This is a genomic window from Microbacterium sp. MRS-1, assembly GCF_000585455.1.
Lineage (GTDB): Bacteria > Actinomycetota > Actinomycetes > Actinomycetales > Microbacteriaceae > Microbacterium > Microbacterium laevaniformans.
The window spans coordinates 1-22,294 of record NZ_JAUF01000015.1 but is presented as its reverse complement, the minus strand read 5'-3'; the positions used below and the strand labels follow the sequence as shown (position 1 = coordinate 22,294).

Annotated in this window: 19 protein-coding genes, 1 tRNA gene and 1 pseudogene; 12 read left to right on the top strand and 9 right to left on the bottom strand. The window is 70.4% G+C overall.

Going from position 1 to position 22,294, the window contains the following annotated elements:
- Positions 1-29: 29 nt before the first annotated feature.
- The 4 genes from AS96_RS04105 to AS96_RS04095 form a co-directional block, all read right to left on the bottom strand.
- A complete protein-coding gene (locus AS96_RS04105; protein WP_231477095.1) occupies positions 30-338 on the bottom strand; it encodes a hypothetical protein in 309 nt (102 codons plus the stop codon).
- Entirely contained in the window at positions 335-943 is a 609-nt protein-coding gene (locus AS96_RS04100) for a hypothetical protein (protein ID WP_036285957.1), read from the bottom strand. Before AS96_RS04100 ends, AS96_RS04105 begins: the two co-directional genes overlap by 4 nt.
- A gap of 219 nt (positions 944-1,162) precedes the next feature.
- Positions 1,163-1,235, bottom strand: a tRNA-Met gene (locus AS96_RS15215).
- 110 nt (positions 1,236-1,345) lie between these two features.
- A complete protein-coding gene (locus tag AS96_RS04095; protein WP_036285955.1) occupies positions 1,346-1,744 on the bottom strand; it encodes a YccF domain-containing protein in 399 nt (132 codons plus the stop codon).
- Positions 1,745-1,841: 97 nt separating this feature from the next.
- Between AS96_RS04095 and AS96_RS04090 the strand changes: the two genes are divergently transcribed.
- From AS96_RS04090 to AS96_RS04075, 5 genes are all read left to right on the top strand, one after another.
- Positions 1,842-4,265 (top strand): ATP-dependent helicase, encoded by a 2,424-nt coding sequence (locus tag AS96_RS04090; protein WP_036285952.1) that lies wholly within the window; start codon positions 1,842-1,844, stop codon positions 4,263-4,265.
- A 128-nt stretch (positions 4,266-4,393) separates the two neighbouring features.
- Complete coding sequence (locus AS96_RS04085; RefSeq protein ID WP_036285950.1) at positions 4,394-5,404, top strand: SseB family protein; 1,011 nt, start codon at positions 4,394-4,396, stop codon at positions 5,402-5,404.
- 186 nt (positions 5,405-5,590) lie between these two features.
- Positions 5,591-6,601, top strand: a complete 1,011-nt coding sequence (gene ligD / locus AS96_RS04080) for a non-homologous end-joining DNA ligase (RefSeq protein ID WP_036285948.1) — start codon at positions 5,591-5,593, stop codon at positions 6,599-6,601.
- Between the two features lie 102 nt (positions 6,602-6,703).
- Positions 6,704-7,078: a hypothetical protein gene (locus AS96_RS14640; RefSeq protein WP_051498740.1), complete on the top strand. Its 375-nt coding sequence runs from the start codon at positions 6,704-6,706 to the stop codon at positions 7,076-7,078.
- A 112-nt stretch (positions 7,079-7,190) separates the two neighbouring features.
- The gene (locus AS96_RS04075) at positions 7,191-7,643 is read left to right on the top strand and encodes a hypothetical protein (RefSeq protein ID WP_051498739.1); all 453 of its coding nucleotides are present in this window, start codon (positions 7,191-7,193) and stop codon (positions 7,641-7,643) included.
- A gap of 12 nt (positions 7,644-7,655) precedes the next feature.
- Here the strand turns inward: AS96_RS04075 and AS96_RS04070 are convergent, their stop codons facing one another.
- From AS96_RS04070 to AS96_RS04060, 3 genes are all read right to left on the bottom strand, one after another.
- The gene (locus tag AS96_RS04070; RefSeq protein WP_036285946.1) at positions 7,656-8,822 is read right to left on the bottom strand and encodes an AI-2E family transporter; all 1,167 of its coding nucleotides are present in this window, start codon (positions 8,820-8,822) and stop codon (positions 7,656-7,658) included.
- A gap of 36 nt (positions 8,823-8,858) precedes the next feature.
- Entirely contained in the window at positions 8,859-10,181 is a 1,323-nt protein-coding gene (locus AS96_RS04065; RefSeq protein WP_036285943.1) for a threonine/serine ThrE exporter family protein, read from the bottom strand.
- A 264-nt stretch (positions 10,182-10,445) separates the two neighbouring features.
- Positions 10,446-11,492: an ATP-dependent DNA ligase gene (locus tag AS96_RS04060; protein WP_036285961.1), complete on the bottom strand. Its 1,047-nt coding sequence runs from the start codon at positions 11,490-11,492 to the stop codon at positions 10,446-10,448.
- Positions 11,493-11,644: 152 nt separating this feature from the next.
- Between AS96_RS04060 and AS96_RS04055 the strand changes: the two genes are divergently transcribed.
- Positions 11,645-13,372, top strand: a complete 1,728-nt coding sequence (locus AS96_RS04055; RefSeq protein WP_036285941.1) for an acyl-CoA dehydrogenase — start codon at positions 11,645-11,647, stop codon at positions 13,370-13,372.
- Positions 13,373-13,671: 299 nt separating this feature from the next.
- Here AS96_RS04055 and AS96_RS04050 read toward each other — a convergent pair whose 3' ends face one another.
- Positions 13,672-14,349 carry a TetR/AcrR family transcriptional regulator gene (locus tag AS96_RS04050; RefSeq protein WP_036285939.1) on the bottom strand — a complete coding sequence of 226 codons (678 nt, stop codon included), beginning with the start codon at positions 14,347-14,349 and terminating at the stop codon, positions 13,672-13,674.
- 190 nt (positions 14,350-14,539) lie between these two features.
- On the opposite strand from AS96_RS04050, the gene sucC reads away from it, so the two are divergent.
- Positions 14,540-15,706, top strand: coding sequence for an ADP-forming succinate--CoA ligase subunit beta (gene sucC, locus AS96_RS04045; protein WP_036285937.1), 1,167 nt, complete (start codon positions 14,540-14,542; stop codon positions 15,704-15,706).
- A gap of 30 nt (positions 15,707-15,736) precedes the next feature.
- Positions 15,737-16,639, top strand: coding sequence for a succinate--CoA ligase subunit alpha (gene sucD / locus AS96_RS04040; RefSeq protein WP_036285935.1), 903 nt, complete (start codon positions 15,737-15,739; stop codon positions 16,637-16,639).
- Here the strand turns inward: sucD and AS96_RS04035 are convergent.
- Positions 16,623-18,251, bottom strand: coding sequence for an NCS2 family permease (locus AS96_RS04035; protein WP_231477093.1), 1,629 nt, complete (start codon positions 18,249-18,251; stop codon positions 16,623-16,625). The genes sucD and AS96_RS04035 overlap by 17 nt on opposite strands.
- 95 nt (positions 18,252-18,346) lie before the next feature.
- On the opposite strand from AS96_RS04035, the gene AS96_RS04030 reads away from it, so the two are divergent.
- The 4 genes and pseudogenes from AS96_RS04030 to AS96_RS04015 form a co-directional block, all read left to right on the top strand.
- Positions 18,347-19,603 (top strand): cell division protein PerM, encoded by a 1,257-nt coding sequence (locus tag AS96_RS04030; protein WP_036285933.1) that lies wholly within the window; start codon positions 18,347-18,349, stop codon positions 19,601-19,603.
- Positions 19,604-19,607: 4 nt separating this feature from the next.
- Positions 19,608-20,213 carry a phosphoribosylglycinamide formyltransferase gene (purN, locus tag AS96_RS04025; RefSeq protein WP_036285931.1) on the top strand — a complete coding sequence of 202 codons (606 nt, stop codon included), beginning with the start codon at positions 19,608-19,610 and terminating at the stop codon, positions 20,211-20,213.
- A 33-nt stretch (positions 20,214-20,246) separates the two neighbouring features.
- Positions 20,247-21,857 (top strand): bifunctional phosphoribosylaminoimidazolecarboxamide formyltransferase/IMP cyclohydrolase, encoded by a 1,611-nt coding sequence (gene purH, locus AS96_RS04020; protein ID WP_036285929.1) that lies wholly within the window; start codon positions 20,247-20,249, stop codon positions 21,855-21,857.
- Positions 21,858-21,958: 101 nt separating this feature from the next.
- Positions 21,959-22,231: pseudogene (locus AS96_RS04015) on the top strand (Ada metal-binding domain-containing protein); the annotation flags it as partial.
- Positions 22,232-22,294 lie beyond the last annotated feature (63 nt).

Sequence of the window (22,294 nt, the reverse complement as noted above, 5' to 3'; positions counted from 1 at the left end):
CCATGTCGAACTCTCCGCTCAGGACTCAATCAATGGTCCTGCCACAAAGTCTGACGCGCGACAGGGAAGTACGCGTCGACGTGGACGCCATCGGCGTTGCCGCGCGCCTTACGCCCGCCACTGTGGAGGTGGTTCTCGCTGTACTCAGTGAGGCGTTCCGGGAGCCGCTGTCGCAGACTCTGGTCGGTGATGATCAGGTCGATGTCGTGGCTGATCTCGCCGCCGACGCGGGCGTTCGTCGCCCACCCGCCGATGAGGATCGAGGGCTCGAGGTCGTATCCGAGCGAGTCGAGAAGCGCGCGCAGTCGTCCCTCGTCGTCTGCTCCGAGAATGGTCATCGTCCGTCACCTTCCTGGTCCCATTCGCGTGCCCGCACGAAGCTGTCGCGCAGGGCGTTCCGAAACTCGGATGCCTGCCACCCGGGTGTCGCGAAGAGATCGGCATACGTCTGAGCCAGACTCGAGAACCCGTTCCAGGTCTTCGCCGCACGCTTGTCCATCGACAGCACGCGTACCTCCTTGCCGGCGGGCAGGGTGGTGAGATTCACGGATGCGGGGAGGTACACGATGTGCTCGCTGAAGTCCGCCACGGCTCGGCCGTTCAGGATCGCGGTCGCTGCGTCGGCGCCGCCGAGGGCGTAGAGACCCCCGTTGCCGTCGAGGAGGGGGGCGATGCTTTCTCGAGTCGTCCACGCGAGGGTGTCGCGCTCGAGGTTGCGCCACGCGCACAGCATCGTCAGCAGCTTGTCGATGCTGACGACCGCGAGCCCGCCACGGCTGTACCGATCAATCGTCCCATTGCTCTCAAGTCGCTCGAGAGCAAGATACGCGGTCGTGCTCGGCACCCCGGCTTCGTAGGCGAGGTCGGCGACGTTCCGCCAGGTCCGCTGCCCTTCGAGAGCGCGATCGGCGAGTGCACGCCAGACCAGCTCGTTGCCCTTCATCGCTCTCCTCGGTTTCCAGGTATTCCTGCGATCACCGTTACGGGATTACATGTAACCATGATTACAGGAAAATCGGAAGATTGATCCACGCGATGAGCACGCGAAACTGGGCGTCCTGGTCAAGGTGTGTCCATCTGGTGTCCGGACGGTCGTCACCGAAGAGGAGCACAGCGGCCACGATCCCTTGAAACAATTGGGATCGGGGCCTTTCGCGAACAGACGCGACGGCGGGAGTCGAACCCGCAACGCACCCGGTTATGAGCCGGTGCCCGGGTCCGCCCGGATCGCCGCGATGCCCCGGTGAGGGGACGCCCCCACGCTAACCCGCCGCGACCGCCGGGAATAGGTGTGTGACCTGTGGTTGCGATATGTGTCCGCGCGTGACACGGGCGATCGTCGGGGTCACAGCGTCCGATCGAACGCGCCCTGGCGCGTGGAGACGATCTCCTTGCCGAGGGGCACGAGAGAGATCGGGATCATCTTGAAGTCCGCGATCGCCATCGGGATGCCGATGATCGTGATGCACAGCGCGATGCCGCTGACCAGGTGCCCGAGCGCGAGCCACCACCCGGCGAGGATCACCCAGACGACGTTGCCGAGGAACGAGCCCACGCCCGCCGTCGGCTTCGGCACGATCGTGCGCCCGAACGGCCAGATGACGTAGCCGGCGGTGCGGAACGAGGCGATCGCCCAGGGGATCGTGATGATCGGGATGCACAGCACGACACCGGCGACCACGTAGCCGACGAACAACCAGAATCCGGCGAAGATGATCCAGACGATGTTCAGGATCGTGCGCATGCGTCCATTCTCCCGGCCGCGCGGGGCTACGCGCGACGCCGGGTCGCCGCGGCATCCCGTCGGCGGCGTCAGAGCCGCGACCTAGACTTGACGGGTTATGAGCGACCCGATCAAGCCCGTCATCGTCGGCATGCCCACGGACGCCGCGCGCGGCTCGGGAGGCCGGGCCGACGAGGACCTCCTGGTCGGTCTCAACCCGCAGCAGCGAGAAGCGGTGACCTATCGCGGACAGGCGCTGCTGATCGTCGCCGGTGCGGGTTCGGGAAAGACGAGCGTGCTCACGCGCCGCATCGCATCGCTGCTGCGCGCACGCGAGGCGTGGCCGAGTCAGATCCTCGCGATCACCTTCACCAACAAGGCCGCCGGCGAGATGCGCGAACGCGTGCAGCAGCTCATCGGCGACACCGCGCAGGGCATGTGGATCTCGACGTTCCACTCGGCATGCGTGCGCATCCTGCGCCGTGAGGCCGACCAGTTCGGCTTCACCAAGAGCTTCACGATCTACGACTCCGGCGACTCGCGCGCCCTCATCAAGCGACTCGTCAAGCAGTACGAGGCCGACGCGTTCGGGTTGACCCCGGCATCCGTCCAGGGGCGCATCTCGAAGCTGAAGAACGAACTTGCGGATGCCGAGTCGTTCGCGCGCACGGCCAACATGAGCGACCCCGCCGAGCGCCTGTTCGCAGAGATCTTCGCCGACTATCAGCGTTCGCTTCAGCGCGCGAACGCGTTCGACTTCGACGACCTCATCGCGCAGACCGTCTATCTCTTCCGTGCGTTCCCGCACGTCGCCGACACCTACCGCCGACGCTTCCGCCACATCCTCGTCGACGAGTATCAGGACACCAACCACGCACAGTACGCGCTGATCCATGAACTCACGCGGCCCATCGAAGACGTCGGTGCTCTGCTCGACGAGACCGACGGAGCGTCGCTGACCGTCGTCGGCGACTCCGACCAGTCGATCTACGCGTTCCGCGGCGCGGACATCCGCAACATCACCGAGTTCGAGCGCGACTACCCGGGTGCGAAGGTCGTGCTGCTCGAGCAGAACTACCGCTCGACCCAGAACATCCTGACGGCGGCCAACGCCGTCATCAGCAACAACTTCGACCGCAAGGACAAGAAGCTCTGGACCGACGTCGGCGCGGGAGACAAGATCGTCGGCTTCACCGGCTACTCCCAGCACGACGAGGCCCAGTTCGTCGCCGACGAGGTCGAGGCGCTCCATCGGGCCGGACTGCCCTACGGCGAGATGGCGGTGTTCTACCGCACGAACTCGCAGTCCCGCGCGCTGGAGGAGATCTTCATCCGCGCCGCCGTGCCGTACAAAATCATGGGCGGCACGAAGTTCTACGAGCGCGCCGAGATCAAAGACGCGATGGCCTACCTCATCGCCGTCGCGAACCCCGCCGACGAGCTGAGCGTCCGCCGCATCCTGAACAAGCCCCGTCGCGGCATCGGCGACGTCACGGAGACCTCGATCGCCCGTTACGCCGCCGACCAGGACATCACCTTCCGCGATGCGCTCGCCAACGCGTCGGCGCTGGGAGTCGGCCCCAAGATCCAGGCCGCGATCGCCCAGCTCGACGCCGTGCTCGCCGAGGCGACGGCCATCATGCTGCCCGCGACGGGCGAGGCGCCGCCGTCGACGTCCGTCGCCGAAGGCCTCACCCTGCTCCTCAACAAGAGCGGCTATCTCGACGCCCTGCGCATGTCGAAGGACCCGCAGGACGAGGCGCGCGTCGAGAACCTCGACGAGCTCGTGGCCGTCACCCGCGAGTTCGCCCGCAACAACCCCGACGGCACGATCCTCGACTTCCTCACCGAGGTGGCGTTGGTCTCGGATGCCGATGACCTCGCCGACGCCTCGGGCTCGGTATCGCTGATGACGATGCACACCGCGAAGGGCCTCGAGTACGACGCCGTGTTCGTCACCGGTGTCGAAGAGGACCTCATCCCGCATCGCATCTCCGCGGGAGAGCCGGGCGGCCCGCAAGAGGAACGCCGCCTGTTCTACGTCGCGCTCACGCGCGCCCGCAAGCGCCTGCACCTCTCGCTCGCCATGACCCGCGCCCAGTTCGGTGAGGTCTCGGTCGCGATGCCCTCACGCTTCCTGCAGGAGATCCCCCACGAGCTCATCGACTGGCGCCAGTCGCCGGGAGACATCAACGCGCGTGGTCAGGGTGGATCGCGAGCGCTCAACGGACGGAGACCTGGCGGCTTCGGTGGTGCGGGCGCATCGGGCGGCTCGCGCTACGGCGACGATCTCGTCCCGCTGCCCCGGCGGGACAAGCCCGCGGGCGACCTCGCGAAGTTCGCCAACCGCATCCCCGCGAAGGTGCGCGACAACGGCGAGATGGAGCTGGCGCCCGGTGATCGCATCCGCCACGAGGACTTCGGGGAAGGCCGCGTCGATCAGGTGACGGGCGAAGGCGCGAAGCGCGTGGCCCACGTGCGTTTCGACCGCGCCGGGCAGAAGAAGCTCCTGATCAAGATCGCCCCGATCGAGAAGCTGTAGTCCGGCGGTTCGCGCTGTCGAATCCGGCACGCGCGATGCGTGTTTCGGTAGCGCGAGACGGAAGGGAGCGCGTGAGGCGGATGCCGCCCCGCCGCGGGCCGGTGGCGGTCCCAGCTAGGCTCGACCCCATGGCACTCTTCTCGCGGCGCGACCGTTCCGACAGGGGCGACGGCACCCCGGCATCCGAGGTCGAGTCCGTCGACACCGTTGTGGAGACCGACGAATCCGCCGACGCGGCATCCGTTGCGGCCGAGGGGGTGCCGCAGGTCGGCATCTCGGTCTCCACCTTCGGCGCCGACCCGACGGCTCCGGCGCCCGCAGCGCCGACGCGCCCCGCGGCGACCGCACCGGCTCCGCGCGAGATCGTGCCCGGTCTGGTCGACAACGCGCTGCTGCAAGGCGCCTTGGCGGGCCTGTCGGCGGAGCCGCAGAACACAGAGATCATGAACGTGATGCGCCAGGCGCTGCAGGGGCAGCTGTTCCTGCGGGCGCAGGGCGACGTTCAGGCGCTGATCGCTGCGGGCCAGCAGATCAACCTCGCGATCGCCTCCGTGGAGGGAAGGCGTTTCCTCCTCGCCTTCAGCGGCGGCGCCGCACTGCAGGCCAGCGTCGACTCCGAAGGCGGGGCGGCCACCTCGGTCATCGGGCAGCCCGCCATCGAGGTGCTGCGCAACGCGGTGGCCGGGGGATACGACGGCATCTACCTCGACCACGCCACCGTCGGCGCCCGCGTCATCCTGCCCACGGAGCTCATCGCCCGCGCCGTCGAGGAGAGCGAGCCCACGTTCGAGATCAAGACGCTGCTGTCGGCGCCGCGCGATGAGAGCACGGCCGCACGCGTCGCTGACGCCCTCTCGCGCCTTCCCGTCTGGGTGGCCGGCAACAGCGACGCCGAGGGGCGCATGGGCCTCGCCGAGGCGCGCACCCCCGACGGTCAGCGCCGCATGGAGGTGTTCTCGCACCCGTTGGAGGTCGTGGCTCTCGGCCGTGGCGACAGCCCCCTGCCGGTGCAGCCCGAGCAGCTCGGCCGCGCCCTGGCATCCGAGCCGGGCCTCACCGGCGTCGTCGTCGACCCGGGCGGCCCCTGGATCGAGCTCGACCGCGACGCGCTGGCCGGTGTCATGGCGCTCGCCGGCTGACGCGCGGACTGATACTCGCGGACGGACACGCGCCGCAGGCCCCGCAGATTCGGATGAATGCAGCGGATTCGGATGCCGCGCGGCATCCGAATCCGCATCCGTTGCCGGCCACCGAATCTGTGGCGATCCGCGCGAGCGCGGGATCGCCCCCTGTCGCGACCGGCGCCCGGCCCGTAGGGTCGGGGCATGGCCTCGGAGCGCATCACCCTCGACGTCGCCGGGCGGGACGTCTCGCTGTCCAGCCCGCACCGCGTGATCTGGCCGGAGCTCGGCATCACGAAGCAGGAGCTCGCCGAGTACGTGATCGCCGCGGCCGAGCCGTTCCTGCGGGCCAACGGCCACCGCCCCGTCTCGCTCGAGCGCTTCCCCGACACCGTCGACGGCGAGCGCTTCTTCTCCAAGAACCCGCCACGCGGTGCCCCCGACTACGTCCACGAGGTGATGTGCACCTACAACAGCGGGCGCCGTCACCCTCAGGTGGTGCTCGACGAGGCCGCGGCCATCGTCTGGGCAGTGCAGATGAACACCGTCGTGTTCCACCCGTGGGCCTCGCTCGCCGCCGACACCGACAATCCCGTCGAACTGCGCATCGACCTCGACCCGCAGCCCGGCACCGATTTCGCGGATGCCGCCGCCGTCGCACCCGTGCTGCGCGAGGTGCTGCGCGAGGCCGGGCTCGAACCGTGGCTGAAGACCAGCGGCAATCGCGGCATCCATGTGTTCTGCCCCATCGAGCCGACGCACGAGTTCCTCGACGTCCGCCACGCCGTCATCGCGGCCGGGCGAGAGCTCGCGCGACGGATGCCGGATGCCGTGACGGTCGACTGGTGGAAGGAGGAGCGCGGACGGCGCATCTTCGTCGACTTCAACCAGGCCAACCGCGACCGCACCATGGCCGGTGCCTACAGCCCGCGCGCCCTGCCGTCGGCGACCGTCGCGACGCCCATCACGTGGGCGGAGCTGGCCGACGGCGTCGACCCCGCCGCGTTCACCGTGCGCACGGTGCCGCCACGACTCGCCGCGGTGGGTGATCCGTGGGAGGGTCTGCAGGAGAACCCCGGTCGCATCGATGTGCTGCTCGAGTGGTGGCGACGCGACCTCGAGGCGGGCCTGGGCGAGCTGCCGTTCCCGCCCGAGTTCCCCAAGATGCCGGGGGAGCCGCCGCGCGTCCAACCCAGTCGGGCGAAGAAGGACTGAGCGGGTTCACCGCGCGGTCGCCTGACGGCATCCCCTCCGTCACCGGCGCCTCTGAGGCTCGGCACTCGTCGCCGGCCGGGTGACGGACAGGAGAGCATCGGCATGGGCACGAGGACCTTCGCACGCGTCGCCGCTGGTGTGTGCCTCACTGCCGCGACGGCTCTCGGCCCCGTCGGCGTCGCCGAAGCCGCCTCCGCGACCGCGCCCGACGACGGCTCCTCGGCCGGGCCGCAGGCAACCTCGCAGGTGGTCATCCAGGTCGTCGTCCCGCCGCACGAGCGCGGACCCGCGAGTCCCCGTCCCCACCCCTCCGCCGTTCCGGGGCTCTCGAACGCACGCCCCGTCGATGGGAGTGCGCTCGACGGTCGGCTTGCTCCGACGGGAGACCAGCTCACCGGAGCGCTCGTGTTCACCGCCGCTGCTGCTGCCCTGCTCGGCGCGGGGGCCCTTCTTCGCCGCCGCGCCGCACGGCACTGAATCGCATACGGCGCCCTCCCGCCTCCCACGCTGCGCCCACCCTGCGCCCACCCTGATCGCCGCCGCGGATGCCGGCTTCCTTCCGGCGACTCCGCTGGCGCCGGCGGCGACGATGACCCCGAGTCCGGGCTCGTGGGCCGGCGCGCGCCCGGCGGCGGGACTGCGGGTCGTCCTGCTGACGATGGGCGAGGAGTCGTCGACCGAGACGATGACCGACGCGGTGCGCATCTGGGCACGCGAGGTGGGTGCCGACCTGCGTGAGGTGAGGGCCGGGGCCGGGGCATTCCCTCGATCACCCAGGCCATCGACATGCACGCCGATGTCATCATGTCCGCCGGCGACGGCCTCGTGGATCCCCTCGCGATCGTCACCGCGAGTCACCTCGACCGACCCGAATGTGCTCGCCGTCGACTGGGCCGGGGCCGGCTTCCGCGGCGAGGATCTCGGTCAGGCCGCCCACCACGACCCGGCGAGCTTCACGCCCGAGCGCTGCCGCGACGCCGTGGCGGCAGGCGTTGCGGCGCTGCTCAGCGGACAGAACGGCGTCGTCGTCTGGATCCCCTGACGCCGCCGCGGGTCAGTCGGTGCGGGCGATCGCCTCGCGGCGATGCGGGCGCGCCCACCGCGCCGGGGTGTGCGGGCCGTCCCACACCTGAACGATCCCCCACACGACCGCGGTGATCGGCACGGCGAGCACGGCCCCGACGATGCCGCCCAGCACGGTGCCCGCGGTCAGAGCGATGAGGATCACGAAGGCGTGCAGTTGCATCGAGCGTCCCATCAGCACGGGCTGCAGCAGGTTGCCCTCCAGCTGATTGACGAGCACGACCACGCCCACCACGAGCAGGGCCACGACCCAGCCGTTGGCCACGAGGGCCACCAGCGCAGCGAGGATGCCGGCGAGGGTCGCACCGACGATCGGGATGAACGCGAGCAGGAACACCAGCACCGCCAGCGGCAGGGCCAGCGGCACCTGCAGGATCAGCAGGCCGATCAGGATGCCGACGGCATCGACCGCGGCGACGGTCGCCGTGCCGCGCACGTACGAACCGAGCACCGTCACGGTCTTGTCGCCGACCCGCAGCGCGCGCTGGTACGGCTCGCCGCGGAACGGCCGCAGCAGGAAGGCCCACATCTGCGGACCGTCCTTGAGAAAGAAGAACAGCATCACGACCATCAGCACGAGGCCGGTGATGAAGTTCGCCACGGCGCTGACGCCGGCGAGGGCGCCGCTGCCGAACTGCGCGCTCGTCACGAAATCGGTGAGGGCTTTCAGCCACCCGTCGATCTGGGCGTGATCGATCTGGAAGGGCAGGGTGCCCGCCCAGGCCATCAGATCGGTGAAACCGCCCTGTGCCTGCGTCGCCAGCTCGTCCCACTGGTCGCGCACCGCCCAGACGATCAGCCAGCCCACCGCGGTGAGCACGAGGGCGATCGCGAACAGGGTGATCAGCGTCGCCACGAAGGAGGGGATGCCGCGCCCGCGCAGCCAGGCCATGAGCGGTGCGAACGCCGAGGCCAGGATCAGCGCGATCACGAGCGGGATCGTCACGACGGTCAGCTGGCGGATGCCCCAGATGATCCCCGCGGCGAGGGCCACAACCACGATGATCTGCACCGCCCGGATCGCGAGGGCGCCGAAGGCGTCGGCCCAGAGGGTCCACGGTCTGCCCACGGCGCGCACGTGGACGCCGTCCGTGCCGTGCTGGTCGATGCGGACGGTGCGGTCACGGAACAGTCCCATGCCTCGACCGTAGACGACCGGTCGCCTCCGATCCGGTCACCGGGCCGGAAGCGACCACTCCCGCTCGGTGAGCACCCGTGCCACGGTGAGGCCGATCGCGAGGGCAACGACGACGAACAGGGCGGTCGTCGCATTCTGGATCGCCGCCACCGTGTCGCCGCCGATGACACCGGCGATCGAGCGGTACGCGGCTGCCCCCGGAACCATGATGAGAACGGCCGGTACGGTCAGGGTCACGCGCGCGGCGCGCAGCCGATCGCCGAACAGGTAGGCGCCCAGGCCCACGGCGAGGGCAGCGGCAGCGGCGGCGACGGCGGGATTGACGTGGGCGTCGACGAGCGCCAGGCGCCCGACGTTCGCCACGGCGCCCAGGCTCGATGCGGTCAGCGCGATCGCCCAGGGCGTGCCGAACAGCAGGGCGAAGCCGAGCACGCCGACGAAGCCCGCGGCGAGTCGGACGAGCGACAGGAGAGGCTCGGCGAACTCGGGCGCGGCGACCTGCGTGACGGTCGCGTCGAAGACGGTCGCGACTCCCCAGACGGCGGTGCCGGTGGCCAGCAGCACCAGGACGGCATAGGTGACCCGGGCGATGCCGGCGTTGAGATCCAGGCGGGCGAGGTCGAGGGCGCCGGTCACGAGCGGGAAGCCGGGAACGAGATAGAGCACGGCGCTGGTCAGTGCCGCGTCGTGCTGTCCGCCGGGAACGCCGAGGGCGACGAACACCTGCGCGGCGGCGAGGTAGACGAGCAGCGCCGTCATCGCCGAGGCGAACACGAGCAGGAACTCGTTCGTGCGGAGGCGGTGGATGAGCATCCGCACCCACTGGCCCGCCGCCGCCGCGATCCCGACGGCGACGAACTCCTGCCACCCACCGTTGTTCAGCAGCGCGAAGGCCGCACACGCCAGCGCGGCCGCCAGCACGCGCGTCAGATCGGAGTAGCGCCGCGGCATCCGCTCGACCTCGCGCAGCTCGCCCTGCAGGTGAGCCGGCGTCGTGCCCGGCTGCAGACGCGCCGTCAGACGTTTCAGGGCCGTCATGCGGTCGGCGTCGACGGTCGGACGAGGAACTTCCGCCACGCGTGTGCGGAACATCTGACCGCGCCCGGCGGTGAGCACGATGTCGGTCATGCCGACGCGGCAGTGCACGTCGTCGATTCCCACCGCTTCCGCGGCCCGCACCATGCTGTCGCGCACCCGCGCGGAGGAGGCACCCGCCCCCAGCATGAGCGATCCCAGGCGCAGCACCGCGTCCGTGCGGGCGATGAACTGCACCGGTTCGAGGGCGAGCTCCTGCGTCACCGTGGGTTCCAAGGGCTCGGACGGCGCAGCGGACGGCTCGTCGGGCGGGGCGGGGACCATGGTCCGATCCTCGCACCGGCGCCGCCGCAGGGCGAGGATCACGAGCCGGAACAACGGATGCCGATATTCACGGTCGCCGACCGATCAGCGGTCCTTCGCGCGCCCGTAGGCTCGGGATCACGGAGGAGGGGAGAGCGCCCCTCACCATCCGCACCAACGGATCGCATGTCCGGCCGCCGGAACCCGGCGCCGATGCGGGCGTGGGCGGGAGAGCCGGATCCGGCCCGTGCGGTGCTGCGCGGGTCGGATCCGTGCGCCGCGGCTTCAGTCCAGGACGTCCGCCAGGTCGTATGCGCGCACCTGTTCCAGCTGGGCGAAGGTGCACGAGCGCGGGTCGCGGTCGGGCCGCCACCGCTCGAACTGCACCGTGTGGCGAAAGCGTGCGCCCTCGAGCTGGTCGTAGCGCACCTCGAGCACGCGCTCCGGCCGCAGCCGGACGAACGAGGTGTCCTTCGTCGCCGAGAAGCGCGAACGGTCGGTCTGTCCGGTCATGGCGGTGCCCTCGGCATCCGTGACGACGAGAGGCGCCAGCTCGTCGACGAGCTCACGTCTGCGCACATCGCTGAAGGCCGACGCTCCGCCGACGTTGCGGAGATCGCCGTTCTCGTCGTACAGCCCCAGCAGCAGCGAGCCGACACCGTGGCCGCTCTTGTGCACGCGGTAGCCGAGCAGCACGACGTCGGCCGTGCGGGCGTGTTTGATCTTGAACATCGTCCGCTTTCCGGGCGCGTAGGGCAGGGCGAGCGGTTTGGCGATCACCCCGTCCAGCCCGGCGCCTTCGAAGCGGGCGAGCCACTGCGTCGCCAGGTCGTGGTCACCCGTCGTGCGCGTCACGTGCACCGGGGCGGGGACCGTCCGCAGGAGGTCTTCGAGTTCTGCGCGGCGCGTCGAGAACGGCTCCTGCTGGAGATCGCACTCGCCGCGGGCGAGGAGGTCGAAGGCGATGAACATCGCGGGCGTCTCCCTGCTCAGCAGGGCGATGCGTGAGGCGGCGGGGTGGATGCGCTGTGACAGCGCCTCCCATGACAGCCGCCGACGCCCGTCGGATCCGTCGAGCGCCACCACGATCTCCCCGTCGAGCAGGCACGGCTCGGGCAGCAGGGCGGTGCACGCGGCGACGAGTTCGGGGAAGTAGCGGGTGAGCGGCTTTGCCCCGCGCGAGCCGATCTCGACGTCGGTGCCGTCCCACGACAGCAGGGCGCGAAATCCGTCCCATTTCGGCTCGAACGCGAGGCCCCCGGGGGTGCGGGCGGGGTCGGGAACGGCGCTGACGGCCTTCGCCAGCATCGGTGCGGGGATGTCGTACGGCATGGCTCTCATCATGACGGCGGGGGCACGCGGGCGACAGGGGGCATCCGACGACTCGCGATGAGACTGAGTATCACTTATGATGGTCCGCAGTCTCATTCGCATTCTTCATCGGGATCGATCACCGAGACGCCGCGAGCATCCGAGGAGTTCCCATGGCCGCTGAGTACCAGGCCCCCACCGCCGACTACGCCTTCCTGTTCGGCGAGGCGTTCGGTCTCGACATCGTCGCCCGCGCGACCGGCGGCGAGCTCACCGCCGCCGACGGCGCGGATGTGATCGCCGGAGCCGGTGAGTTCGCGGCGTCCGTCCTCGCGCCGCTGCAGAGCATCGGCGATCGCGAGGGCGCTCGTCTCGTCGACGGCCAGGTGCGTTTGCCCGCCGGCTTCGCCGAGGCCTACGCCGCGTTCGTGGAGGCGGGGTGGATCAGCGCGGAGGCGCCGACCTCCGCGGGCGGCGACGGGCTTCCCGGGGCGATCCGAGCGGGCCTCGGCGAGATCTGGAACGCCTCGAACGCCGCGTTCGCGCTGTGCTGGCTGCTCACCGCCGGACAGATCCATGCGCTGGATGCCGCGGCATCCGATCAGATCCGCGAGACGTACCTGACGAAGCTGGTCTCGGGCCAGTGGACGGGCACGATGAACCTCACCGAGCCGGCGGCGGGCACCGACCTCGGCGCCATCCGCACGATCGCCACACCCCGCGGGGACGGCACGTACGCGATCCGCGGGCAGAAGATCTTCATCACCTGGGGCGATCACGACGTCGCCGAGAACATCGTTCACCTCGTTCTCGCACGCACGCCCGGCGCCCCCGATGGGGCCAAGGGGCTGTCACTGTTCGTCGCGCCCAAGTACCTCGTCAACACGGACGGCTCGCTCGGCGATCGCAATGCCGTCACGACCGTCGCCGTCGAGCACAAGCTCGGCATCCACGGCAGCCCCACCTGCGTGCTCTCCTACGAGGACGCCACCGGGTACCTCGTCGGCGAGGTCGGCGGGGGACTGGCCGGCATGTTCGTGATGATGAATTCCGCCCGCATCGCGATGGGGTTCCAGGCGACCGGCATCGCCGACCGCGCGCTGCAGCAGGCCACGGCCTATGCCGCCGATCGGGTACAGGGACGCGTCCTCGGCCGCGAGGGCACCGCGCCGATCGCGGAGCACCCCGACGTGCGCCGGCTGCTGCTGTCGATGCGCAGCGAAGTCTTCGCGATGCGCGCTCTGGGCGTCTACGTCGCCGATCTGTTCGACCGGGCTGAGCAGACCGACGATGCCGCCGTGCTCGCGATGGCCGAGTTCTTCGTGCCGATTCTGAAGGGCTGGTCGACGGAGGATGCCGTGGCGCTGACGAGCGACGCCATCCAGGTGCACGGGGGCATGGGCTTCATCGAGGAGACCGGTGCGGCTCAGCACTACCGCGACGCCCGCATCATGCCGATCTACGAAGGCACCACCGCGATCCAGTCCAACGACCTCATCGGACGCAAGGTCATCCGAAACCAGGGGGCGACCGCCGAGGCGCTCTTCGCCGACATCACCGGCACCGTCGCGGCACTGCGCGCGGCGGGCGGCGACGTCGCGGCGCGCACGGCCGCACGCCTCGAGCGGGCCGTGGATGCCGCGCGTCGCGCAACCGCCGATCTCATCGGCTTCGCCGACGCGCCGCGGGATGCGCACGCCGTCAGCGTGCCTTATCTGATGCTCCTCGGCGTCCTTGCCGGCGGTTGGATGCACGCGCTGGCGGTCGTCGCGGTCGCGGCCCACGCCACCCCGGAGGAGGCCGACGCGCAGCGGCTGACCGCGGCGGACTTCTACGGCGCGCACCACCTGCCGCGCGTGCACGCGCTCGCCGAGACCGTCGCCTCGGGGGAGACGGTCTGAGGGCGGACCGCCGCCCTGCCGGGCCGCCGCCGCCCTCGGCATCCCGCGCCGCAACTGCAAGGCCCGTCGGGCGACACGCCGCGCGGGATGCCGTGATCCCGGCGTGCCGTCCGCGAACCCTTGCAGTTCGGCCGGGCCGCCGCCGCGCCCCCGGTCGTTGAGCGAGCGCCGCGCGCCCGCCGCCGCCCTCGGCATCCCGCGCGGCAACTGCAAGGCCCGCCGGGCGACACGCCGCACCGGATGCCGTGATCCCGGCGTGCCGTCCGGCAGCCCTTGCAGTTCGGTCGGGCAGCGCGCGCTCAGAGCTCGTCGCGCAGGCGCCGCACGACCTCGGCCATCGGCATCCGACGGGGGAAGGTCGCCACGACGACGTCGTCGTTCTGCGCCTGCTCGCCGTCCGGGTGCACGCCGAAGCGGTGCATGAGCTCGTCGTAGGCGTCGGTCAGCACCGACTCGGGGATGTCCTCGGTGCCGCGCAGCAGGCGGCGCAGGACGTGGTTGTGCACCGCGGTCACGGCGGCAGAGAACGCCACGGCGTCGATCGAGTCGAGGCCCGGGAGCGCGGAGCGCAGGTAGTCGTCGAAGAGCCGCTCGTACTGGAAGACGGTTACGATCTCGCGGTCGCGCAGCGCCGGCACCTGGCGCACCACCGCGTAACGGCGGCGGGCGAGTTCGGGCTCGGCGGCGAAGTGGCGGAAGACGTCGACCGATGCCGCGCACGCCGCGGCCCACGGGTTCTGTCCGGCGCTCTCGCCGCCGGCCGTCAGCTTCTGACGCAGGTGCGCGAGGAGCACGTCGTGGTCGCTGAACACGACGTCGTCCTTGCCGCCGAACTGACGGAAGAAGGTCGACCGGGAGACTCCGGCGGCCTGCGCGATCTGCTCCACCGAGGTCGCTTCGAACCCCTGCGCGGCGAAGAGGTCCAGCGCAGCGGCGACGACGGCGTTGCGGGAGGAGGTGGGAGACGCTTCGGCCATGCCCGTGAGCCTAACGCGACCCGGACGCCCGTGCCGCTGCGCGGGGCGGGCGACGGTCGGACCGTTGCGGTGCGTCTACTAAGCTGGGGGATCGGTCGATCTCTCGATATCGAGATTGTTTGAGCACTTTTGTTCCGATACCGAGAACCCTTCGGCACGACACCCACTGACGCCCAGCGAAGGATTGCACGTGGATCTGTACGAGTACCAGGCACGAGACCTGTTCGAGAAGTACGAGGTGCCGGTGCTCCCCGGCATCATCGCCGACACTCCTGAGGAGGCGAAGGCGGCGGCCGAGAAGCTCGGCGGCGTCGTCGTCGTCAAAGCCCAGGTCAAGACCGGAGGCCGCGGCAAGGCCGGCGGCGTCAAGGTCGCCAAGACCCCCGATGACGCCTATGAGGCGGCGAAGGCCATCCTGGGCCTGGACATCAAGGGGCACGTCGTCAAGCGCGTCATGGTCGCCGCGGGCGCCCAGATCGAGAAGGAGTTCTACTTCTCGGTGCTGCTGGACCGCGCCAACCGCTCGTACCTGAGCCTGTGCTCGGTCGAGGGCGGCATGGAGATCGAGCAGCTCGCCGTCGAGAAGCCCGAGGCCCTGGCCAAGGTCGAGGTCGACCCGCTGACCGGCATCGACGCCGCCAAGGCGCTCGAGATCGCCAAGGCCGGTGGCTTCGACGACGAGCTGGCCCCCAAGGTCGCCGATGTGTTCGTCAAGCTCTACAACGTCTACACCGGTGAGGGCGCCACCCTCGTCGAGGTCAACCCCCTCATCCTGGATGCCGCGGGCAACATCATCGCCCTCGACGGCAAGGTGTCGCTCGACGACAACGCCACCGAGGTGCGCCACCCTGAGCATGAGGAGCTCGAGGACAAGGATGCCGCCGACCCGCTCGAGGCGAAGGCCAAGGCATCCGGTCTGAACTACGTCAAGCTCGACGGCCAGGTCGGCATCATCGGCAACGGTGCGGGTCTGGTCATGTCGACCCTCGACGTCGTCGCCTACGCCGGCGAGAACCACGGCGGCGTCAAGCCCGCCAACTTCCTCGACATCGGTGGCGGCGCCTCGGCGACCGTCATGGCCGCGGGCCTGGACGTCATCCTCGGCGACCCGCAGGTGAAGTCGGTGTTCGTCAACGTCTTCGGCGGCATCACGTCGTGCGTGGCCGTTGCGGAGGGCATCGTCAAAGCGCTCGAGATCCTCGGCGACGCCGCCACCAAGCCGCTCGTGGTCCGCCTCGATGGCAACCAGGTCGAAGAGGGCCGCGCCATCCTCGCCGCCGCCAACAACCCGCTCGTCACCCTCGCTGCCGGCATGGACGAGGGCGCCGACAAGGCCGCCGAGCTGGCGAACGCCTGAGCCGCGGCATCGGAACAAGGAACTAGGACTATGTCGATCTACCTCAACAAGGACTCCAAGGTCATCGTCCAGGGCATCACCGGCGGCGAGGGCACCAAGCACACCGCGCTGATGCTCAAGGCAGGAACGAACGTCGTCGGCGGCGTCAACGCGCGCAAGGCCGGCACGACCGTGTCGCACGTCGACAAGGACGGCAACCCCCTCGAGCTGCCCGTCTTCGCCTCGGTCGCCGAGGCCATCGCCGCCACCGGCGCCGACGTGTCGATCGCGTTCGTGCCCCCGGCGTTCACGAAGGACGCGATGGTCGAGGCCATCGACACCGAGATCCCGCTCCTCGTCGTCATCACCGAGGGCGTCCCCGTCGGCGACACGGCCGAGGCGTGGGCGTACGCGAAGAGCAAGGGCAACAAGACCCGCATCATCGGTCCGAACTGCCCCGGCATCATCACGCCCGGTGAGGCGCTCGTGGGCATCACTCCCGCGAACATCACCGGCAAGGGACCGATCGGCCTCGTGTCGAAGTCGGGCACCCTGACCTACCAGATGATGTTCGAGCTGCGCGACCTCGGCTTCTCGACGGCCATCGGCATCGGCGGCGACCCCATCATCGGGACGACGCACATCGACGCCCTCGCCGCGTTCGAGGCCGACCCCGAGACCAAGGCGATCGTGATGATCGGCGAGATCGGCGGCGACGCCGAGGAGCGTGCGGCCGAGTTCATCAAGGCGAACGTCACGAAGCCCGTCGTCGGCTACGTCGCGGGCTTCACGGCACCCGAGGGCAAGACGATGGGCCACGCCGGCGCCATCGTGTCCGGCTCGGCGGGCACCGCGCAGGCCAAGAAGGAGGCCCTCGAGGCCGCCGGTGTCAAGGTCGGCAAGACGCCGTCCGAGACGGCTGCCCTCATGCGGGAGATCATCGAGACGCTCTGACGCTCTGACGCTCGCCGCGAGAGAGGGGGTGGATGCCGCGGCATCCACCCCCTCTCTCCATCTGCCCCCGTGCCGAGCCGCTACGAATCCGCCGAGCCGCCACGAACGGGCGTGGCGGCTCGCGCGGAACGTAGCGGCTCGCGGGGGGGGGCGCGGGGCAGGCTCCCAGCAGGGACTGGATGGGGCCGCGGGCGAAGGAGATCAGGAAGCCGACGGCCACCACCCACAGCAGCGGGCTGATCTGCCGCGCCTTTCCGGAGAGCGAGCGCACGACCACCCAGCTGATGAAGCCCGTGCCGATGCCGTTGGCGATCGAGTACGTCATCGGCATGACCGAGACCGTCAGGAACACCGGCAGCAGCACGCTGAAGTCGCTGAGGTCGATGTGCTTGACCTGCGCCATCATCATCGCGCCGACGATGACGAGGGCCGCCGCGGCGACCTCGGTGGGAACGATCGAGGTGAGCGGCGTGAAGAACATCGCCAGCAGGAACACCACACCGGTCACCACGTTGGCGAGGCCCGTGCGGGCGCCCTCGCCGATGCCCGAGCCCGACTCGATGAACACCGTGGCCGAGGACGACGAGGTCGCCCCTCCCACGACGGCGCCGACACCCTCGACGACCAGGGCGGACGTGATGCGCGGGAAATCGCCCTTCTCGTCGGCGAGCCCCGCCTCTTTCGCCAGACCGGTCATCGTGCCCATCGCGTCGAAGAAGTTCGAGAACACGAGCGTGAACACGAGCATGATCAGCGCGACGATGCCGACCTTGCCGATGTCGAAGCCGAAGTCGACGGCGCCGAGCAGGCTCAGGTCGGGGATGCTGACCGGAGAGCCGGTGAGCGCGGGGATCGTGAGCCCCCATCCGCCCGGGTGATCGGTCGCCGAGCCGAGGTGCCAGATGGCCTCCACGATCACCGACACGACGGTGCCGCCGACGAGGCCGATCAGCATGCCGCCTTTCACCTTGCGGGCGACGAGCACTCCGGTCACCAGCAGCGTCAGGACGAACATGAGCGTCGGGATCGACGCGACCGAGCCGCCGATGCCGAGGCCGACCGGCGGTGAGTTCGATCCGGTCGCGGTCACGAAGCCCGAGTTGACGAACCCGATGAAGGCGATGAAGAGGCCGATCGCGACGGTGATGGCGAGCTTCAGCTGCACCGGCACGGCGTCGAAGATGAGCTTGCGCAGCCCCGTCGCCGCCAGCAGCACGATGATGATGCCGTTGATCATCACGAGGGCCATCGCCTCGGGCCAGGTGACCTCGTGGATGACGCTGAAGGCGAGGAACGCGTTGATGCCGAGTCCCGCCGCGAAGGCGAACGGCAGCCGGGTCACCAGGCCGAACAGGATCGTCATGACCCCGGCGGTCAGCGCCGTCGCCGCCCCCACGGCGGAGAACGCCAGCTCGTTGCCGACGATGTCCGCCTTGCCCGACAGGATGATCGGGTTGAGGATCACGATGTACGCCATCGTGACGAAGGTGACCAGTCCGCCGCGGATCTCGCCCCCGATCGTCGAGCCGCGACGGCTGATCTCGAAGAAGCGGTCGAGCGCCCCGAGCGGGGCGTCGGCGGAACGGGTGGTGGACGTGGGTGTAGCGGGCATGGATCCTCCATCCAGAACCGTAGTGGATGCCGCGGCGTCGGCGCCCCGCGCGCCCCGCGCCCGCTCATCACCCGGGTAGGTAGGGTCGAACCCGCATGAACCGCCTGCTCGTCCTCCTCCTCGCCGCCGTCGATGCCCTCATCGCGGCGGCCGTCGGCGTCGCCGTGGTCTTCGCGCCCCTCACCCTCTTCTGGGTGATGGCGCTGGGAGGCACCGCCGACTGGGGCGCGCTGTGGCCCGCGGCCGTGCGCATCTGGCAGCTCGGCCAGTTCGTCCCCCTGCACATCACGCTCGGGGACGACTACCTCGTCGCCGCCGGCATCGCGCCGCAGGCGGCGTCGTTCGTCGTCTCGCTGGCTCCGCTGGCGCTCGCCGTCTTCACGGCCCTGTTCGCGGCACGTTCGGGCGCCCGCGCGGCCCGCTCCGGGGCCTGGGCCGTGGGCGTGGCGGCCGGCACGCTCGTGACGCTGCTCATCGCCGCCGCGCTCTGGGCGACATCGCGCACTCCCGTCGCCGCCGTCTACGGATGGCAGGCGCTCCTGCTGCCCACTCTCGTCTTCGCCGTCCCCGCTCTGGCGGGCGCCGTCGTCGAAGCGTGGCGGATCGGAGACGACGGTCTCATCGATGGCCTCCGCGACCGGATCGACGGCGTCGATGCACGCCGGGGTCACCCGTGGGTGAGTGCCGTCTCGGCGGCAGCCCGGGGTCTCGCTGCCGCCGTCGCCGGGCTGGTCGGCGTCGGTGCGCTCGTCGTCGCCGTGGCCGCGGTGCTGCGCGGAGGGCAGGTCGTCGCCCTCTTCGAGGCGGCGCACGTCGATGTGCTCGGCGGCGCGGTGCTCTCCCTCGGGCAGCTGGTCTACCTGCCGACCCTCATCGTGTGGGGCGCCTCGTTCGCCGCCGGGCCGGGCTTCGCGGTCGGCGCCGGCACTGCCGTGTCGCCCGCCGGGACGACTCTCGGGGTCCTTCCCGGCATCCCGTCTCTCGGCCTCATCCCCGACAACCCCTCGCCGTGGCTGTTCGCGCTCGTCCTGCTGGTCGTCGCCGTCGGCTTCGTCGCCGGAGCGACCGCCCGCACCCGCCTCGCGTCCGCTGACGAGCTCGGCGCGCCGCGGGAGTCGACCACGGCTGTGCGCCTGTTCGTCTTCGGTGTGATCGTCGTGCTCGGAGCCGCCGCGGCGGCGCTGCTGGGCGTTGTCGCATCGGGCGCGGTCGGGCCCGGACGCCTCAGCACCGTCGGGCCCGCCGCCGGTCCGTTCGCGTTCTGCGTGGGTGTCGAGCTCGCCGTCGGCGCCGCGATCGCGCTGTTCTCCCCGGCGCGCACCAGAGACCCCGCCGGCGCGCCGGTAGACTGACCGGGTGCTGACGGTCGCCGTACTCATCTCGGGCACCGGCTCCAATCTCCGAGCCCTCCTCGAGGCTGCCGCCGACCCCGCATTCCCGGCACGCATCGTCGTCGTCGGCGCCGATCGCCAGGCGGACGGCTTCGCCCACGCCGAAGCCTTCGGCATCCCGACCTTCCTCGTGCCGTTCCGCGAGTTCGAGACGCGCGAGCAGTGGGGAGAGGAGCTCGACCGCCAGCTGCGGGTGTGGAACCCCGATCTCGTGGTGCTGAGCGGTCTCATGCGGCTGCTTCCGGCGTCGGTCGTCGACGCCTGGGCGCCCCGCATCATCAACACTCACCCCGCCTACCTGCCCGAGTTCCCCGGCGCCCACGGCGTCCGCGACGCCCTCGCGGCCGGCGTGACCCAGACCGGGGCGAGTGTCATCGTCGTCGACAACGGGGTCGACTCCGGGCCGGTCCTGGCCCAGGAGCGCGTCGCCGTGCTGCCCGATGACACCGAGCAGAGCCTGCATGAGCGCATCAAGCCCGTCGAACGGCGCCTGCTCATCGATGTCGTCCGCGCAGTCGCGTCCGGAGAGCTCCAGCTGTCCGCCGTCGCCTCCGACGCGCCTGCGTCCTGAAGAACCGATCCACCTCGAACACTGGAGCCCCGCATGGCCGGTCCTGCCGTCGATCCCGCCCTCTACCGATCCCGTGACCTCGTGCCCGTCCGCCGGGCGCTCGTCTCGGTGAGCGACAAGACCGACCTGCTGCCGCTCGCTCAGGCCCTGGATGCCGCGGGCGTCGAGATCGTGTCGACCGGCGGGTCCGCCGCGCTCCTGCGCGACGCGGGCCTCGCCGTCAAGGATGTGGCCGAGATCACCGGGTTCCCCGAGTCGCTGGGCGGGCGCGTGAAGACGCTGCACCCCAGCGTGCACGCGGGCCTTCTGGCCGACCTCCGGCTCGAAGACCACGAGACGCAGCTGGATGCCCTCGGCATCCTGCCCTTCGAACTCGTCGTGGTGAACCTCTACCCGTTCGTCGAGACCGTCGCCTCCGGTGCCGTCGGAGACGCGGTCGTGGAACAGATCGACATCGGCGGGCCGGCCATGGTGCGCGCCTCGGCCAAGAACTTCGCGAACGTCGCCATCGCGGTCTCGCCCGAGTCCTACCCCGCGATCATCGAGGCGCTCGGCTCCGGGGGCACCTCGCTCGCCCAGCGCCGCGAGCTCGCCGCGCGCGCCTTCGCGCACACCGCCGCCTACGACCGTGCCGTCGCCACCTGGTTCGCGCAGGAGACCCTCGAGGCGGAGGGCGACCTGCCCCAGCACCTCACGATCAAGGCCGAGCGGCTGAGCACGCTCCGCTACGGCGAGAACTCGCACCAGCGCGCCGCGATCTACACGCGCGCCGGCGCCCACGGCATCGCCCAGGCCGAGCAGATCCAGGGCAAGGAGATGTCGTACAACAACTACGTCGACGCCGACGCGGCCCTGCGCGCAGCTTTCGACATGGTCAAGCCGGCGGTGGCGATCATCAAGCACGCCAACCCCTGCGGCATCGCGGTCGCGGCGCCCAACGCGCTCGACCCCATCGCGTCGGCGCATCTGCGCGCCCACGAGTGCGACCCCGTCTCGGCGTTCGGCGGCGTGATCGCCGCGAACCGCACGGTCACCCTGAAGATGGCCGAAAACCTGCGTGACATCTTCACCGAGGTCATCGTCGCCCCCGACTTCGAGCCGGAGGCGCTGGAAGTCTTCGCCCTGAAGAAGAATCTGCGCGTGCTCCGCCTTCCCGCCGACTGGCGGCAGGAGCCGATGGACGTGCGTCTGCTGTCCGGCGGGCTCCTGCTGCAGGATGCCGACCGCTTCCCCGATGACATCGAGTCGGTCGCGAAGGACTGGGAGCTCGTCTCCGGCGAGCGCCCCGACAGCGCGGAGGAGATGGAGAACCTCATCTTCGCGTGGAAGGCCTGCCGCGCCGTCAAGTCCAACGCGATCGTGCTCGCTCAGGGGCTCGCGACCGTCGGCATCGGCATGGGGCAGGTCAACCGCGTCGACTCGTGCCGCCTCGCCGTCGAGCGCGCCGGAGACCGCGCGGCGGGCTCGGTGGCCGCATCCGACGCGTTCTTCCCCTTCGCCGACGGCCCGCAGGTGCTGATCGACGCCGGCATCCGCACCATCGTGCAGCCGGGAGGCTCGGTGCGCGATCAGGAGGTCATCGACGCGGCGCGCGCCGCGGGCGTGACGATGTTCTTCACGGGAGAGCGTCACTTCTTCCACTGATCAGGCTGACGCGGCGGCATCCACGGGGCAGGGTGGATGCCGCGCGCTGCCGTGTCCGATTTCCGCGAGCGGGTGGCGCGCAGCCGTGTCAGGCTGGACGCATGCCCCACGTCGACGCCACCGCCGCGATGACGTTCGACGAGCGCTACCGCGCCATCGACGCCCGTGACGTGCGCTTCGACGGTCAGTTCGTCACGGCCGTCCGTTCGACCGGCATCTACTGCCGTCCCAGCTGTCCCGCGCGCACGCCCAAGCCTGCCAACGTCACGTTCTATCCCACGTCGGCCGCGGCCCACGAGGCGGGGTACCGGGCCTGCAAGCGGTGCCTGCCGGAAGCCGCGCCCGGCTCGCCCGCATGGGACCTGCGCGGTGACTGTTTAGCCGGGGCTTCGGGTAGCGCGGTTGTAGTGATCCGGTAGCACGGGCGCGGCGATCGG

What these genes read in the sequence shown, in the direction of transcription:
- AS96_RS04100 (WP_036285957.1), bottom strand. Translation starts at nt 943, where the DNA reads ATGAAGGGCAACGAGCTGGTCTGGCGTGCACTCGCCGATCGCGCTCTC.
- AS96_RS04035 (WP_231477093.1), bottom strand. Translation starts at nt 18,251, where the DNA reads ATGCCCGCTACACCCACGTCCACCACCCGTTCCGCCGACGCCCCGCTC.
- AS96_RS04055 (WP_036285941.1), top strand. Translation starts at nt 11,645, where the DNA reads ATGGCCGCTGAGTACCAGGCCCCCACCGCCGACTACGCCTTCCTGTTC.
- AS96_RS04065 (WP_036285943.1), bottom strand. Translation starts at nt 10,181, where the DNA reads ATGGTCCCCGCCCCGCCCGACGAGCCGTCCGCTGCGCCGTCCGAGCCC.
- AS96_RS04090 (WP_036285952.1), top strand. Translation starts at nt 1,842, where the DNA reads ATGAGCGACCCGATCAAGCCCGTCATCGTCGGCATGCCCACGGACGCC.
- sucD (WP_036285935.1), top strand. Translation starts at nt 15,737, where the DNA reads ATGTCGATCTACCTCAACAAGGACTCCAAGGTCATCGTCCAGGGCATC.
- AS96_RS04075 (WP_051498739.1), top strand. Translation starts at nt 7,191, where the DNA reads ATGACCCCGAGTCCGGGCTCGTGGGCCGGCGCGCGCCCGGCGGCGGGA.
- AS96_RS04070 (WP_036285946.1), bottom strand. Translation starts at nt 8,822, where the DNA reads ATGGGACTGTTCCGTGACCGCACCGTCCGCATCGACCAGCACGGCACG.
- AS96_RS04105 (WP_231477095.1), bottom strand. Translation starts at nt 338, where the DNA reads ATGACCATTCTCGGAGCAGACGACGAGGGACGACTGCGCGCGCTTCTC.
- purH (WP_036285929.1), top strand. Translation starts at nt 20,247, where the DNA reads ATGGCCGGTCCTGCCGTCGATCCCGCCCTCTACCGATCCCGTGACCTC.
- AS96_RS04095 (WP_036285955.1), bottom strand. Translation starts at nt 1,744, where the DNA reads ATGCGCACGATCCTGAACATCGTCTGGATCATCTTCGCCGGATTCTGG.
- AS96_RS04060 (WP_036285961.1), bottom strand. Translation starts at nt 11,492, where the DNA reads ATGCCGTACGACATCCCCGCACCGATGCTGGCGAAGGCCGTCAGCGCC.
- ligD (WP_036285948.1), top strand. Translation starts at nt 5,591, where the DNA reads ATGGCCTCGGAGCGCATCACCCTCGACGTCGCCGGGCGGGACGTCTCG.
- AS96_RS04030 (WP_036285933.1), top strand. Translation starts at nt 18,347, where the DNA reads ATGAACCGCCTGCTCGTCCTCCTCCTCGCCGCCGTCGATGCCCTCATC.
- AS96_RS14640 (WP_051498740.1), top strand. Translation starts at nt 6,704, where the DNA reads ATGGGCACGAGGACCTTCGCACGCGTCGCCGCTGGTGTGTGCCTCACT.
- AS96_RS04085 (WP_036285950.1), top strand. Translation starts at nt 4,394, where the DNA reads ATGGCACTCTTCTCGCGGCGCGACCGTTCCGACAGGGGCGACGGCACC.
- AS96_RS04050 (WP_036285939.1), bottom strand. Translation starts at nt 14,349, where the DNA reads ATGGCCGAAGCGTCTCCCACCTCCTCCCGCAACGCCGTCGTCGCCGCT.